We start from the raw sequence: 15341 nt of genomic DNA, 5'->3' as shown, positions 1-15341 counted from the left end.
GAAGGTTGGTGATCAACTGATGCTAATGAAACAAAAGGGCATCATTATCAAATCTGTTGATTATGGTGAGTCAGATAAAATCATTACAATATTAAATGAATACGGTACTAAAATACCACTAATGGCCAGACGAGCAAAAAAAGTTAAGTCTGGATTTCAAGCAAATACACAGCTTTTCGTATATGGCTTATTTATTTATAATAAATGGCGAGGCATGGGAACACTAAATTCTGTTGATGTGATTAATCAACATTATGAACTCCAACTCGACTTATTTGAAAGTAGCTATGCATCTTTATGTGCTGAAACAATTGACCGATCAATGGAAGAGAATGAGGTTTCAAAATATAATTATGACTTGCTTCAGTTTGTTCTTTCCAAAATTAACGAAGGAACTCCAGCACAATTAATGTCTGTAATCGTCTTATTAAAAAGTATGTCTAAATTTGGATTCACAGCTTCATTTGATCACTGTGCAATTACCGGCATTCAAGATCAATCAAAACTTATAGCGTATAGTTTTAAATATGACGGTGCTATTTCAGAATCTGCATTATATCAGGATCAACATGCTTTTCAGCTCTCTAATCGCACCTTATATCTTCTTAATATCCTACAGCAATTACCCATAAGTAAGATGAATCATCTAAATATTCAGCAAGACATATTAAATGAAATGTCTGAATTACTTATCATGCTTTATCGTGAGTATGCTGGTATGTTTTTTAAAAGTCAAAAATTAATAAACCAATTAAATAGATTAGAAAAAGATTCATTGTGAAAAGATTTCAGAATAAATTTATCATAAAAAGCTCCTATCTGCTGTTGTTAAAACTTAAGATAGGAGCTTTATTCATATTCAAAATTTTTACTTATAAATAAATAGTAAACTAAAATTTAACTTTGTCAGCTAAAAATGTTTCTAGTTCTGATATTGGCATACGTACTTGCTCCATACTATCTCTGTCACGCACTGTTACTTGGTTGTCCTCTAATGAGTCAAAATCAAAAGTGATACAATATGGTGTACCTATTTCATCTTGACGACGATAACGTTTACCAATAGATTGTGATTCATCAAAGTCTATTGCAAAGCTAGAGCTTAGTTGTTCAAAAATTTTAATAGCTTCACTTGATAATTTTTTACTCAATGGTAGTACCGCCGCTTTATATGGTGCTAAAGCTGGGTGGAAATGCATAACTGTACGTGCATCTTTACTACCCTCAACACCTTCTTCAGCATACGCGTCACATAAAAATGCTAAAGTCACACGATCTGCACCAAGAGATGGTTCAATACAATAAGGAATGTATTTTTCGTTAGTTTCAGGATCGTGATATTTAAAATCTTCACCTGAATGTTCACTATGTTGTCTTAAATCATAGTCTGTACGACTCGCAATACCCCACAATTCTCCCCAACCAAATGGGAATTTGTATTCAATATCAGTAGTAGCATTGGAATAGTGTGATAATTCATCTTCATCATGATCTCTAAGGCGCATATTGTCTTCTGAGATGTTTAAATCTGTTAACCATTCACTTGCAAAAGTTTTCCAATAATTTTGCCATTCAATTTCTTCACCAGGTTTACAGAAGAATTCAAGTTCCATTTGTTCGAATTCTCTTGTTCTGAAAATAAAGTTTCCTGGTGTGATTTCATTACGGAATGATTTACCAATTTGACCAATACCAAAAGGTAATTTTTTACGCATAGAACGTTGAACATTTTTATAGTTCACAAAAATACCTTGAGCTGTTTCAGGTCGTAAAAATAATTCATTAGTAGAATCTTCAGTAACGCCTTGGAAAGTCTTGAACATAAGATTAAATTGACGGATATCAGTCCAGTTTGCAGTCTTACTGACCGGACAAACAATTCCTTCATCATCAATAATTTTTTTCATTTCATCAAAACTTAAGCCATCTGCTATAAAGTTTTCGTCACCTTTTTCATTTTGCATATAATCTTCGATTAATTTATCTGCACGATAACGAATTTTACTGTCCTTATTATCGATCATAGGATCATTAAAATTTCCTAAATGTCCTGATGCTTCCCATGTTTTTGGATTCATAAGAATCGCAGCATCAATACCTACATTGTATGGTGATTGCGTAATAAATTTTTGCCACCAAGCTTTTTTAATATTATTTTTTAATTCAACACCTAACGGACCATAATCCCATGTATTTGATAATCCACCATAAATATCACTACCAGGGAATACAAATCCTCTATGCTTCGCAAGTTGTACAATTGTATCCATATTTTTAACCATAAAAGCCTCTCCTTATACATAAAAACGCCCCAAGACAATACACATAGATTATGCAATATTATCTTGGGACGAGTTTAAATTATTTAAAACACATTGTTGAAATAACATGTGTTTATTTACATTTCAACCCGCGGTTCCACCCAAATTAGTGTAAACACTCGCTTTTATAAAAATTTAATCATATGCCAAAATATATTTGTTAAGCTTACACCATCCTTAACTCGCTTATTAATAATTCTAATTGAAATAATTTTTAATAGCAAGTGTTTATATGTATTTGTAGCAATTGAAAATAAAAGTTATAATGAATAAGTATTATAAAGGGGTGAAGACCTATAGAATTAAGTCAAAGACAAGAACAAATAATAGAGATTGTTAAATCGGAAGGACCTATCACGGGCGAGCATATAGCTGAAAAAATCAATTTAACTCGTGCTACATTACGTCCTGACTTAGCTATACTCACGATGTCTGGTTTTATAGAGGCACGTCCTCGAGTAGGTTATTTCTATTCTGGTAAATCTAAAAATAAAATCATAAACGAAAAATTACGAAAATATGTTGTAAAAGATTATATGTCGCATCCTGTTGTCATAAAAGAAAACATGACTGTTTATGATGCTATATGTACCATCTTTTTAGAAGATGTCAGTACATTATTTATTACAAATGAGAATAACGATTTTGTAGGAGTATGTTCTAGGAAAGACTTACTTCGTGCCTCAATGATTGGTGAGGACATACATACAATGCCTATCAGTGTAAATATGACTAGAATGCCTAATGTTTCATATTTAAAAGAACAGGAACTCGTTATTTATGCTGCAAACCAAATGATTGATAAGGAGATAGATTCATTACCAATTGTTAGACCTAAAAAAAACGACAAATTTGAAGTAATAGGTCGCATCTCTAAAACAACAATCACTAAATTATTCGTTTCATTATTTAAAGAATAGGTGGTAAATACATGGATAATATAAAGATAATTGTTGCCTCTGATTCAATTGGTGAAACTGCGGAACTCGTTGCAAGAGCAGGCGTTTCACAATTCAATCCTAAACAATGTAAGCATGAATTCCTTCGATATCCATATATCGAATCATTCGAAAATGTTGATGAAGTCATTCAAGTTGCTAAAGATACGAATGCAATCATTGTTTATACATTAATAAAACCCGAAATTAAAAAGTATATGATATCAAAAGTCAATGAACATGCATTGAAATCTGTTGACATCATGGGTCCACTAATGGAATTGTTATCGAATTCTATAGAAGAAACACCTTATTATGAACCTGGGATGGTTCATCGATTGGACGATGCTTATTTTAAAAAGATCGATGCAATCGAATTTGCTGTTAAATACGATGACGGAAAAGATCCTAAAGGATTGCCGAAAGCAGATATTGTGTTACTTGGCATTTCAAGAACATCAAAAACACCTTTATCTCAATATTTAGCACATAAAAGCTATAAAGTAATGAATATTCCAATAGTACCTGAAGTGACTCCCCCAGACGGTTTATTTAATGTTGATCCATCAAAATGTATTGCGTTAAAAATTAGTGAAGAAAAATTAAATCGTATACGTAAAGAGAGATTAAAACAATTAGGATTAGGTGATAAAGCTAGATATGCAACTGAAGCTAGAATTCAGGAAGAATTAGATTACTTTGAAAAGTTAGTCGATAAGATTGGTTGCCCCGTTATTGATGTTTCAGATAAAGCTATTGAAGAAACAGCAAATGATATTATTCATTTTATCGAAAAAAAATAAATCGAAATGATTTCTTTTCCAATAAATTGAAGGTATAATAATAGAACTTTAATAAGATTGCTATCTTAGAAATGAATGTATTTTATAGGTGGCATTTATAGTTTGAAATATATTTCTTCATTCTTTTAGTAACCACATAAAAATAAAGAATTAGCAATTCTGAATATTGATAGGTGATGTCTTTTGCGTATAGATCAATCCGTCATTGATGAAATAAAAAATAAAACTGATATATTAGATTTAGTTAGTGAATATGTAAAACTTGAAAAAAGAGGACGCAATTATATCGGTTTGTGTCCTTTTCATGATGAAAAGACACCCTCATTTACAGTTTCAGAAGATAAACAAATTTGTCATTGTTTTGGATGTAAAAAAGGTGGTAATGTTTTTCAATTTACGCAAGAAATTAAAGACGTATCATTTGTTGAAGCTGTAAAAGATTTGGGTGAACGAGTGAATATCCAAGTTGATATAGGGCAGAACCAAACAAATTCCTCGACAAAAATTGCGTCTGATGAGTTGAAAATGATTGAGATGCATGAACTCATTAAAGATTATTATCATTATGCTTTAATGAAAACAGTTGAAGGTGAGGAAGCCCTCAATTATTTACATGAACGTGGCTTTACAGATGACCTTATTAAGGAAAGAGAAATTGGGTATGCACCTGATAACTCACATTTTTGTCATGATTTTCTTGAAAAAAAAGGATATGATATAGAACTAGCATTTGAAGCAGGTTTGTTATCTCGTAATGAAGAGAATTTCACATATTTTGATAGATTTAGAAATAGAATTATGTTTCCTTTAAAGAATGGACAAGGACGAATTGTTGGGTATTCAGGACGGACATATACGAATCAAGAACCAAAATATTTAAATAGTCCGGAAACACCTATTTTCCAGAAGCGTAGAATTTTATATAATTTAAATAAAGCACGTAAATTTATTCGAAAACAAGATGAGATTATTTTATTAGAAGGTTTCATGGATGTAATTAAATCAGATTACGCTGGATTAAAACAAGTTGTCGCTAGTATGGGTACCCAGTTATCACAAGAACATATTACTTTTTTACAAAAACTAACGCAAAACGTAACATTAATGTTTGATGGTGATTATGCTGGTAAAGAAGCTACTATAAAAACTGGACAAGCACTGTTGAATCAAGGATTAAATGTGTTTGTGGTTCAACTACCTTCAGGTATGGATCCTGATGATTATATTAGAAAATATGATAACGAACAATTCATAAAATTTGTTCAACAAGACAAACAATCATTTGTGCTATTTAAAGTTAAAATGTATCAAAATGAGATTAATCATAATGATCTTGCATACGAAAAACATTTTAAAGAAACTGTGCGAGACCTTTCTTTAGTCAATTCAGGTATTATTCGTAATAAACTTATTCAAAACATAGCTGATATATTTAAAGTTAGTCCAGAAACCATTCAATATGAGTTAGATGCAACTTATCAACATCAGATGCCGTCGAACACTTATCCTACTTTTCAAGATGAGCCAAGTAAACAACAATTAATACTCGGTCATCTGACTAAAAATGAGAAAGCAGAAAGAGCTTTAATTAAGCATTTAATGAAGGATAAAGATACTTTTTTGAATTATTATCAAAAAGTTGTACCAGAAGACTTTACAAATAGCTATTTAAAGCGTATATTTAGTTATTTGTACGACTATTATTCAAAAAATGATTATTATACAATTAGCGATATGATGCAATATATTGAATCTAATGAATTGAGAGAAGTTCTTATTGAATTAGATCAATATCATCTAAATGATGAACCTTATGAAAACGAAATAGAGGACTATATTCAAATTATTAAAAATAATAATAACGAAGATTCTTTAGAAAGTTTGAATTATAAATTAAGGGAAGCATCACGTATTGGAGATTCAGAATTACAAAAATATTATTTGCAACTTATCGTTAACAAAAATAAAAATCGAATGTAAAAGCAATATTTAAAAGGATTTAATTTAAAATTCAAGAGCAGTTAATCGAATATGGTTACTTTAATTATTTAACGGGTAAATTTGTTATATCAGAAATTCTAAAGTGTATATTTATTCAATTGAACACCACTTATTTAAGCTAATATCACTTGATTTTCACTTACTCAGTGTAATCTAGTGATTATTTAGAATATACAAATCATATTAAATTGATATAATATATAATTATTAATAGATTATCAGTATTTACTAAAATCGGGAGGCCTTTTCATGTCTGACAACCAAGTTAAAATTAAAAAGCAAACAATTGATCCGACTTTAACACTAGAAGATGTTAAAAAACAATTAATTGATAAAGGAAAAAAAGAAGGTCATTTAAGTCACGAAGAAATCGCTGAAAAACTACAAAATTTTGAAATGGACTCAGATCAAATGGATGATTTCTTCGACCAATTGAATGACAATGACATTACACTTGTCAATGAAAAAGATAGTTCTGACACGGATGATAAAATCAATCCTAATGATTTGAGTGCCCCTCCTGGTGTCAAAATCAATGACCCAGTGCGTATGTATTTAAAGGAAATTGGTAGAGTTAATCTTTTAAGTGCTCAAGAAGAAATTGAGCTTGCAAAAAGAATTGAACAAGGTGATGAAATTGCTAAATCACGATTAGCTGAAGCAAACTTGCGTTTAGTTGTTAGTATTGCTAAACGTTATGTTGGTCGCGGAATGTTATTCTTAGATTTGATTCAAGAAGGTAACATGGGCTTAATTAAAGCTGTGGAAAAATTTGATTTTAGCAAAGGATTTAAATTTTCAACATATGCCACTTGGTGGATTAGACAAGCTATTACACGAGCAATTGCTGACCAAGCGCGTACAATTCGAATACCAGTACACATGGTAGAAACGATTAATAAATTGATTCGTGTTCAACGTCAATTATTGCAAGATTTAGGCAGAGATCCAGCTCCTGAAGAAATTGGAGAAGAAATGGATTTACCACCAGAAAAAGTCAGAGAGATTTTAAAAATTGCACAAGAACCCGTTTCCTTAGAGACGCCAATCGGTGAAGAAGATGATAGTCATTTAGGAGACTTCATAGAAGACCAAGAAGCTCAAAGTCCATCTGATCATGCAGCATACGAATTGTTAAAAGAACAATTAGAAGATGTTTTAGATACACTTACTGACAGAGAAGAAAATGTTTTACGTTTACGTTTCGGTTTAGATGATGGACGAACAAGAACACTAGAAGAAGTTGGAAAAGTATTCGGTGTAACACGTGAAAGAATTCGTCAGATTGAAGCAAAAGCTTTAAGAAAACTAAGACATCCTAGCCGAAGTAAACGTCTTAAAGATTTCATGGATTAAATTAAAGGAATAAGACTTTGGCGTTTGAATTATTAATTAATAGTAATGTCGTTTAACTAAATCATCACACTAAAGTAGGGTGGGATAGTGAATTCAAATTTCTTATTACTGAATTCTATCCTACTCTTTTTTAATACATATAAGGAGTTTAAAAATGATTAACCTTAACCAAAGATTATCAATTGTATGCTCATTTATTAAAAGAGGAACATTGGCTGATATTGGCTCAGACCACGCATATCTACCTATATATGCAATTCAAAACGACTTATGCACAAAAGCAATAGCAGGGGAAGTTATTCAAGGACCTTATAAGGCCGCTAAAAGAAATATTGCAAATTATGAATTAAATCAACTGGTTGATGTACGTCTAGGCGATGGTCTAAGCGTTATAAACGCAGAAGATCAAATTGATAATATAACTGTTTGTGGTATGGGAGGACCATTAATTGCAAAAATTTTAAACGATGGGAAAGATAAATTAGTTAACCAGCCAAGACTCATACTACAAAGTAATATACAAACTCAAGCATTAAGACAAACTCTTAACAAACTCTCATATGAAATCGTTGATGAAAGAATCATTGAGGAAAAGGGTCACATATATGAAATCGTGGTAGCTGAGTTTAATAATAACTTAGTTAAATTAAATATATTACAAGAAAAATTCGGACCATTTTTACTTAGAGATTGTAATAACATTTTTCAAAAAAAATGGAAAAGAGAGTTACAAGCACTGCGTGATATAAAATCTCAATTGAATTCAACTTCACATCATGAGAGACTAAAAGAAATAGAAGATGAAATCAACTTAATACAAGAGGTGTTAATTAATGAAAATTAGTGAACTGATGAAAATTTTAAATAATCACGTTCCATTTCATCAAGCTGAATCATGGGATAATGTAGGATTATTAATTGGTAATGATAATTTAGATATTACAGGTATTCTGACAACTCTCGACTGCACCGATGATGTTGTTAACCAAGCAATTGAACTTAATACTAATACCATCATTGCTCATCATCCACTTATTTTCAAAGGAGTAAAACGCATTGTTGAAGATGGATATGGTAGTATTATTCGTAAACTTATCCAAAATAATATCAATCTTATAGCATTACACACTAACCTTGATGTACATCCTGAAGGTGTCAATCGAATGTTAGCGCATCAATTAGGTTTAGAGAACATATCCATGATTAATACAAATAGCTCATATTATTACAAAGTTCAAACTTTTATACCTAAAAATTATGTTGAAATCTTCAAAGACAGTTTAAACGAACTTGGATTAGCTAAAGAAGGTAATTACGAATATTGTTTCTTTGAAAGTGAAGGTAAAGGACAATTTAAACCAGTAGGTGATGCAAGCCCTTATATAGGGAAGTTAGATAGTATCGAATATGTTGATGAAATAAAACTTGAGTTTATGATAAAAAGCAATGAATTAGAAATAGCTAAGCGAGCTATTTTAGATAATCACCCATACGAAACACCAGTTTTTGATTTTATTAAAATGAACAAAGAAAGTGAGTATGGATTAGGGATTATTGGACAATTAAACAAAACTATGACTTTAGATGAATTCTCTGAATATGCAAAAAAACAACTCAATATACCAAGCGTACGATATACAGGTCAACATGATAGTCCAATTAAGAAAGTAGCAATCATAGGCGGTTCAGGTATAGGATTTGAGTATAAAGCTAGCCAACTTGGAGCAGACGTTTTTGTTACTGGTGACATTAAACACCATGATGCTCTAGATGCTAAAATCCAAAATGTAAATTTATTAGACATCAATCATTATAGTGAGTATGTTATGAAAGAAGGATTAAAAGAATTATTAGCAAAATGGTTATTTAAATATGAAAATCAATTTCCGATATATGCCTCTGAAATCAACACAGATCCATTTAAATATAAATAAATGTTATTGATAAACATTTAAAGGAGAACAAATTATGTCAAAACATCCATTTGAACACTTTAATTTAGATGAGAATTTAATTGAAGCTGTTAAAAATCTTAATTTTGAAAAACCAACCGAAATCCAAAATAGAATCATACCGAGAATTCTTAAAGGAACAAATTTAATAGGACAATCTCAAACTGGAACTGGAAAATCACACGCTTTTCTCTTACCATTAATTCAACTTATAGAAAGTGACATTCAAGAGCCACAAGCCATAGTAGTAGCTCCAACACGTGAACTTGCTCAGCAACTTTATCAAGTTGCTATGCATTTAGTAAAATTCAAAAAAGGTATAAATGTAAAACTTTTCATTGGTGGCACCGATTTAGAAAAAGATAAACAACGATGTAGCCATCAACCACAACTCATTATTGGTACACCAACAAGAATTAATGATTTAGCACATTCAGGTTATCTTCATGCACATTTAGCCTCATATTTAATTATAGATGAAGCGGATTTAATGATTGACCTGGGTCTCATTGAAGATGTTGACCATATTGCAGCGAGATTAGATGATGAAAATGCTCATCTAGCGGTATTTAGTGCAACAATACCTAAATCATTACAACCATTTTTAAATAAATATTTAAGTCAACCAGAATTTGTAGAAGTAGATGGTAAAGCTCATAATAAAGAAAATATCGAATTTTATCTAATTCCTACAAAAGGTTCTGCCAAGGTAGATAAAACATTGGAACTGATAGATATATTGAATCCTTATCTATGTATTATTTTCTGTAACAGTCGTGAAAATGCCGATGAATTGGCAGACACTTTAAATAAAGAAGGAATTAAAATAGGTATGATTCATGGTGGTTTAACACCAAGAGAACGTAAACAACAAATGAAAAGAATAAGAAATTTAGATTTTCAATTTGTCATTGCAAGCGATCTTGCTTCTAGAGGAATAGACATTGAAGGCGTAAGTCATGTTATTAATTTCGATGTACCCAATGACATCGATTTCTTCACACATCGCGTAGGTCGAACAGGAAGAGGTAATTATAAAGGAGTAGCCATTACATTATATAGTCCTGATGAAGAAAGTAATATTACTCTTATCGAAGACAGAGGTTATAAATTTAAAAATGTAGATATCAAGAATGGTGAATTAAAACCGATTAAGGCACACAATATGCGTAGATCAAGACAACGTAAAGATGATCATTTAACCAATGAAGTTAAACACAAAGTAAGAAGTAAATCAAAACGTAAAGTTAAACCAGGGTATAAAAAGAAATTTAAACATGAAGTTGAAAAAATGAAACGTCAAGAAAGAAAGCAGTATAGTAAAAAGCAAAAAAGACAAAAACGAAAAACTAATAAAGGATAGGTGAAATGAATGTTACTAGGATCACATGTTTCAATGAGTGGCAAAAAAATGCTGCAAGGGTCGGCAGAAGAAGCACATAAATATGGTGAATCCACATTTATGATTTATACAGGTGCACCACAAAATACAAGACGTAAAAATATTGAAGATTTAAATATCGAAAAAGGCCAACAGGCAATGAAAACATATGGTTTATCAAATATTGTTGTACATGCACCATATATCATTAACATTGCAAATACAACCAAACCTGAAGTATTTAATTTAGGAGTCGACTTTCTACAAAAAGAAATCGAAAGAACTCAAGCACTTGGAGCAAAAGATATTGTACTACATCCTGGGGCGCATGTCGGAGCAGGTGTAGATAAAGGAATCCAAAAAATTATTGAAGGACTTAATGAAGTACTCACACATGATAATGATGTAAGAATAGCACTTGAAACTATGGCGGGTAAAGGAACAGAAGTAGGGAGATCTTTTGAAGAAATTGCTCAAATAATTGATGGTGTTACACATAATGATCGCTTATCAGTATGTTTTGATACGTGCCACACTCATGATGCCGGATATAACGTCAAAGAAGATTTCGATGGTGTACTAGAAAAATTCGACAATATAATTGGAGTAGATCGAATTAAAGTAGTACATGTTAATGACAGTAAAAACCTAAGAGGTGCACAGAAAGATCGTCACGAAAATATCGGCTTTGGTCATATTGGCTTTGATGCACTTAATTACGTAGTGCATCATGATACTTTTAAAAATATTCCAAAAATATTAGAAACTCCATATGTTGGTGAAGATAAAAAAAATAAAAAACCACCGTATAAATTAGAAATAGACATGTTAAAATCACAAGAATTTGATCCAGACCTCAAGAACAAAATTTTAAATCAATAAAATAGTTATAAAATCAAGCCATTCATCGTCTTTTCATTCAGTGAATGGCTTAATTATTTCATCATGTTAAATAAAAATAATATCTTTTTAATTACGACTATCAAGTCATTAGACTAATTATAGAACAACCAAAACTATATGTAATTTAAAATAGTCGTAAACATTACTATTTACATAAAAATTAATAAGTTGTATAGTTATATGCGAGGTGAAAACCATGACAACGCCAGTTTTTGAATTACGAAATTTAGATTATTATTTCGATAATAAGCATGTATTAGAGAACATAAATATCAAAATTAATAAGGGCGAATTTTTAGCAATTGTTGGTCCAAACGGGGCAGGTAAATCTACTTTACTAAAAGTCATATTAGGGCTATTGCCTATACAAAAAGGGGAGATAATTGTTGAAGGAAAACCATTTAAAGGTAATAAATCTTCATTGAAAATTAGCTATGTCTCTCAGAAAGCTTCTGCCTTCAATGCAGGTTTCCCAGCTAGTGTAAAGGAAGTTGTTTTAAGTGGTCTGACTAAAACCAAAAAAATATTTCAAAGATTCAATAAAAGTGATTATCAAAAAGTCAAAAAGGTATTAGAGAGATTAAATATATCTCATTTAATAAATAAAAATATAGCTGAACTATCTGGCGGACAACAACAACGTGTACTTATTGCTAGAGCACTTATTTCTAACCCAAGTGTGCTAGTGTTAGATGAACCTACAAACGGAATTGATGCAAAACATGTAAGCGAATTTTACGATACACTTGATAAATTAAAAAAGCAGGGGATTACAATAATTTTAGTCACCCATGATATTGGCGTTGTAGCAGATACCGCTACAGAAGTAGCATGTTTAAATAAACATCTTCATTTCCATGGTTCTACAGAAGCATTCAAGTCTTTAGATGAAGTGGAAATTTCAAAAATTTATGGTCATCCTATTCAATTTGTTGATCATCAACACAACCGAACATGTTGTAATGAGGGAAATGAATAAATTTATATTAGAAACAAAGAGGAAGTGTAACTTTTGATAGATGCGTTATTAAATTTTGATTTTATTAGATATTCTTTGATTAGCGGTCTGCTTATTGGCTTTATCGCACCATTAATAGGTGCATTTATTGTAGTTCGAAGACTATCATTAATTGCTGACGCTTTGAGCCACGTGACATTAGGTGGCATTTCCTTTGGTATGTTTTTGCTTACCATTATTCCCGTATTCTCAGTAATAAACCCTATGTGGTTTGGTATTCTTTTTGCTGTTATTGGAGCGTTATTAATTGAAAAATTAAGAACTTCATTTTCTAATTATCAAGAAATTGCAATTCCTATTATAATGAGTGCTGGTATTGCCCTAAGTGCTATTTTTATTTCTCTAGCAGATGGTTTTAATCAAGAAATCGTAGGCCTACTATTTGGATCAATTAGTGCAGTAAATATTAGTGATTTAACTACAATTATTATCATTACAATAATTGTTCTCATATTTATTGTTTTATTTTATAAAGAATTATTTATTTTATCATTTGACGAAGAATATAGTAAGGTCATAGGTATACCAAAGTGGATTCAATTTTTGTTTATAGTAATTGTTGCAATGGTTATATCTGCATCAATGAGAGTTGTAGGTATATTATTAGTAAGCGCGTTAATAACTCTTCCTATAGCAATTTCAATGAGAATAACTAAAGGATTTAAACAATTAATAGCATTAAGTATTATATTAGGAGAACTGTCTGTAATTCTAGGATTAATTATAGCTTTTTACATGAATATATCACCTGGTGGTGTCATTGTTGTACTATTAGTAGTAATGCTCATACTAACGATGACTATTCAGAAGTTAAAAATTAAGTTCAAAAAGGGAGTCGTTTAAGAATGAATACAAATGATGCAATTAAAGTTTTAAAAGAAAACGGACTTAAATACACTGATAAACGTAAAGATATGCTAGATATCTTTGTTAAAGAGGATAAATATTTAAATGCTAAACATATTCAACAACAAATGGATAAGGACTATCCTGGAATATCATTTGATACTGTATACAGAAATCTTCATTTATTTAAAGATTTAGGCATTATAGAGAGTACCGAATTAGATGGAGAAATGAAATTCAGAATCGCATGCACAAATCATCACCATCATCATTTTATTTGCGAAAATTGCGGAGAAACTAAAGTGATTGATTTTTGTCCAATTGAAAAGATTAAAAGTCAATTACCCAATGTAAATATTCATACTCATAAACTAGAAGTGTATGGTATTTGTGAAGAATGTCAACGTAAAGCAAACTAAAAAACATTCGGATCATAATACTGGCAGATTTCATCATTTCAATTTAAGATTTTCGGTCATGGAATTTTAAATATTTAATATAAAATGAATACTCATGATTTGTAGCAAAAGAACCTAGTGATAATAACTGAGGTTCTTTTACTAATTATAGGCCATTAGTCGTATTTATTAAAATTTATGTATTTTTATGTTTAATCTTCACAAATTTGAGATATATTTATAGTATATCAATTAGTAGATTTAGAAAAATATTAAGAAGATTCACATTAACAATTTTGATAAATTGTAGTGTGGGTCGGGAAAACAATTCAGCAATTAAAACTTTTTTGAAAGCATATTCTTTGTTGCTTATAAATCTACTTGTTATGATATAATTATAGACAATTTAGGAGGATGATTATTTATGGCTTTTGAATTACCAAATTTACCTTATGCATATGATGCATTAGAACCACACATCGACAAACAAACTATGGAAATTCATCATGACAAACACCATAACACATATGTTACAAAATTAAATTCAGCAGTTGAAGGGACAGATTTAGAAGCTAAATCAATCGAAGAAATTGTTGCTAATTTAGATAGTGTGCCATCTAATATTCAAACAGCTGTTCGTAATAATGGCGGTGGACACCTTAACCATTCATTGTTCTGGGAACTATTATCACCAAATTCTGAAGAAAAAGGTGAAGTTGTAGATAAAATAAAAGAACAATGGGGTTCTTTAGACGAATTTAAAAAAGAATTTGCAGATAAAGCTGCAGCACGCTTTGGTTCAGGATGGGCTTGGTTAGTTGTAAACAATGGACAATTAGAAATTGTTACAACACCAAATCAAGATAATCCAATTACTGAAGGAAAAACACCAATTTTAGGTTTAGATGTTTGGGAGCATGCTTATTATCTTAAATATCAAAATAAACGCCCAGACTATATCAATGCATTCTGGAATGTTGTTAACTGGGAAAAAGTTAATGAATTATATAATGCAACTAAATAATCAATATTAAATAACTTTAGAACATAGAAATTCTAAAAATCAGTTTAAACAATACCTTATATTTTTTGTTGTAGCCCTTAGATGATTGTCATCTAAGGGCTAATTACATATAAAACTAAATACTATCTACAACACGTGAGAAATGAGATTCATTACTTAATATCCATTTTTATTAAAATCTAAATTAACATAAAAGTATATACATTTAGTTTGAATTACAATACTGATGAAACCGATGTAAAAATTTTTATTATTGATTATTGTTTAAAAGTATATTTATAAATTTGATTATCAATTGATAAAGGAATTTTTCTGCGTCTCTTTTTTGTTAAAATGATAGAAAAATAATCTAATATCATATATCATTTGTATGAGAGACTTTGAATAGAGGTAGGTTGTT

General features: G+C 30.5%; 12 protein-coding genes and 2 pseudogenes. 13 read left to right on the top strand and 1 reads right to left on the bottom strand.

What is annotated here, in order from left to right:
• Positions 1 to 19: 19 nt before the first annotated feature.
• Entirely contained in the window at positions 20 to 781 is a 762-nt protein-coding gene (recO, locus tag HMPREF3058_RS01725) for a DNA repair protein RecO (protein ID WP_002490997.1), read from the top strand.
• Between the two features lie 109 nt (positions 782 to 890).
• Here the strand turns inward: recO and HMPREF3058_RS01720 are convergent, their stop codons facing one another.
• Positions 891 to 2282, bottom strand: a complete 1392-nt coding sequence (locus HMPREF3058_RS01720) for a glycine--tRNA ligase (RefSeq protein WP_002457738.1) — start codon at positions 2280 to 2282, stop codon at positions 891 to 893.
• Between the two features lie 335 nt (positions 2283 to 2617).
• Between HMPREF3058_RS01720 and HMPREF3058_RS01715 the strand changes: the two genes are divergently transcribed.
• From HMPREF3058_RS01715 to HMPREF3058_RS01660, 12 genes and pseudogenes are all read left to right on the top strand, one after another.
• Positions 2618 to 3241: a transcriptional regulator CcpN gene (locus HMPREF3058_RS01715; protein WP_080033690.1), complete on the top strand. Its 624-nt coding sequence runs from the start codon at positions 2618 to 2620 to the stop codon at positions 3239 to 3241.
• 11 nt (positions 3242 to 3252) lie between these two features.
• Positions 3253 to 4072 (top strand): annotated as a pseudogene (locus HMPREF3058_RS01710) (pyruvate, water dikinase regulatory protein).
• Between the two features lie 173 nt (positions 4073 to 4245).
• On the top strand, positions 4246 to 6042 hold the full coding sequence (dnaG, locus tag HMPREF3058_RS01705) for a DNA primase (protein ID WP_002490963.1): 1797 nt from the start codon (positions 4246 to 4248) through the stop codon (positions 6040 to 6042).
• A 270-nt stretch (positions 6043 to 6312) separates the two neighbouring features.
• Positions 6313 to 7419 (top strand): RNA polymerase sigma factor RpoD, encoded by a 1107-nt coding sequence (gene rpoD, locus HMPREF3058_RS01700; protein ID WP_002440071.1) that lies wholly within the window; start codon positions 6313 to 6315, stop codon positions 7417 to 7419.
• A 154-nt stretch (positions 7420 to 7573) separates the two neighbouring features.
• A complete protein-coding gene (locus HMPREF3058_RS01695) occupies positions 7574 to 8263 on the top strand; it encodes a tRNA (adenine(22)-N(1))-methyltransferase (RefSeq protein WP_002502106.1) in 690 nt (229 codons plus the stop codon).
• Positions 8253 to 9353 (top strand): Nif3-like dinuclear metal center hexameric protein, encoded by a 1101-nt coding sequence (locus tag HMPREF3058_RS01690; protein ID WP_070731060.1) that lies wholly within the window; start codon positions 8253 to 8255, stop codon positions 9351 to 9353. The genes HMPREF3058_RS01695 and HMPREF3058_RS01690 overlap by 11 nt, the downstream gene beginning before the upstream one ends.
• A gap of 34 nt (positions 9354 to 9387) precedes the next feature.
• A complete protein-coding gene (locus HMPREF3058_RS01685; RefSeq protein ID WP_002487006.1) occupies positions 9388 to 10734 on the top strand; it encodes a DEAD/DEAH box helicase in 1347 nt (448 codons plus the stop codon).
• 9 nt (positions 10735 to 10743) lie between these two features.
• A complete protein-coding gene (locus tag HMPREF3058_RS01680) occupies positions 10744 to 11634 on the top strand; it encodes a deoxyribonuclease IV (RefSeq protein ID WP_002446543.1) in 891 nt (296 codons plus the stop codon).
• 201 nt (positions 11635 to 11835) lie between these two features.
• Positions 11836 to 12634 (top strand): annotated as a pseudogene (locus tag HMPREF3058_RS01675) (metal ABC transporter ATP-binding protein).
• 33 nt (positions 12635 to 12667) lie between these two features.
• Positions 12668 to 13516: a metal ABC transporter permease gene (locus tag HMPREF3058_RS01670; RefSeq protein ID WP_002457730.1), complete on the top strand. Its 849-nt coding sequence runs from the start codon at positions 12668 to 12670 to the stop codon at positions 13514 to 13516.
• A 2-nt stretch (positions 13517 to 13518) separates the two neighbouring features.
• Positions 13519 to 13938 (top strand): Fur family transcriptional regulator, encoded by a 420-nt coding sequence (locus tag HMPREF3058_RS01665; protein WP_001831164.1) that lies wholly within the window; start codon positions 13519 to 13521, stop codon positions 13936 to 13938.
• 403 nt (positions 13939 to 14341) lie between these two features.
• Positions 14342 to 14941, top strand: a complete 600-nt coding sequence (locus HMPREF3058_RS01660; protein WP_001831217.1) for a superoxide dismutase — start codon at positions 14342 to 14344, stop codon at positions 14939 to 14941.
• The last annotated feature ends 400 nt before the right edge of the window (positions 14942 to 15341 follow it).

It is taken from the genome of Staphylococcus sp. HMSC068G11 (assembly GCF_001815825.1).
In the GTDB taxonomy this organism is placed as follows: Bacteria; Bacillota; Bacilli; order Staphylococcales; family Staphylococcaceae; genus Staphylococcus; species Staphylococcus epidermidis.
This window is presented reverse-complemented; position numbering and strand designations above follow the sequence as displayed.

Bases quoted from the DNA above. Each gene is read 5' to 3' on its own strand.
- recO (WP_002490997.1), top strand. From the start codon at position 20: ATGCTAATGAAACAAAAGGGCATCATTATCAAATCTGTTGATTATGGT.
- HMPREF3058_RS01720 (WP_002457738.1), bottom strand. From the start codon at position 2,282: ATGGTTAAAAATATGGATACAATTGTACAACTTGCGAAGCATAGAGGA.
- rpoD (WP_002440071.1), top strand. From the start codon at position 6,313: ATGTCTGACAACCAAGTTAAAATTAAAAAGCAAACAATTGATCCGACT.
- HMPREF3058_RS01695 (WP_002502106.1), top strand. From the start codon at position 7,574: ATGATTAACCTTAACCAAAGATTATCAATTGTATGCTCATTTATTAAA.
- HMPREF3058_RS01690 (WP_070731060.1), top strand. From the start codon at position 8,253: ATGAAAATTAGTGAACTGATGAAAATTTTAAATAATCACGTTCCATTT.
- HMPREF3058_RS01685 (WP_002487006.1), top strand. From the start codon at position 9,388: ATGTCAAAACATCCATTTGAACACTTTAATTTAGATGAGAATTTAATT.
- HMPREF3058_RS01680 (WP_002446543.1), top strand. From the start codon at position 10,744: ATGTTACTAGGATCACATGTTTCAATGAGTGGCAAAAAAATGCTGCAA.
- HMPREF3058_RS01665 (WP_001831164.1), top strand. From the start codon at position 13,519: ATGAATACAAATGATGCAATTAAAGTTTTAAAAGAAAACGGACTTAAA.
- HMPREF3058_RS01660 (WP_001831217.1), top strand. From the start codon at position 14,342: ATGGCTTTTGAATTACCAAATTTACCTTATGCATATGATGCATTAGAA.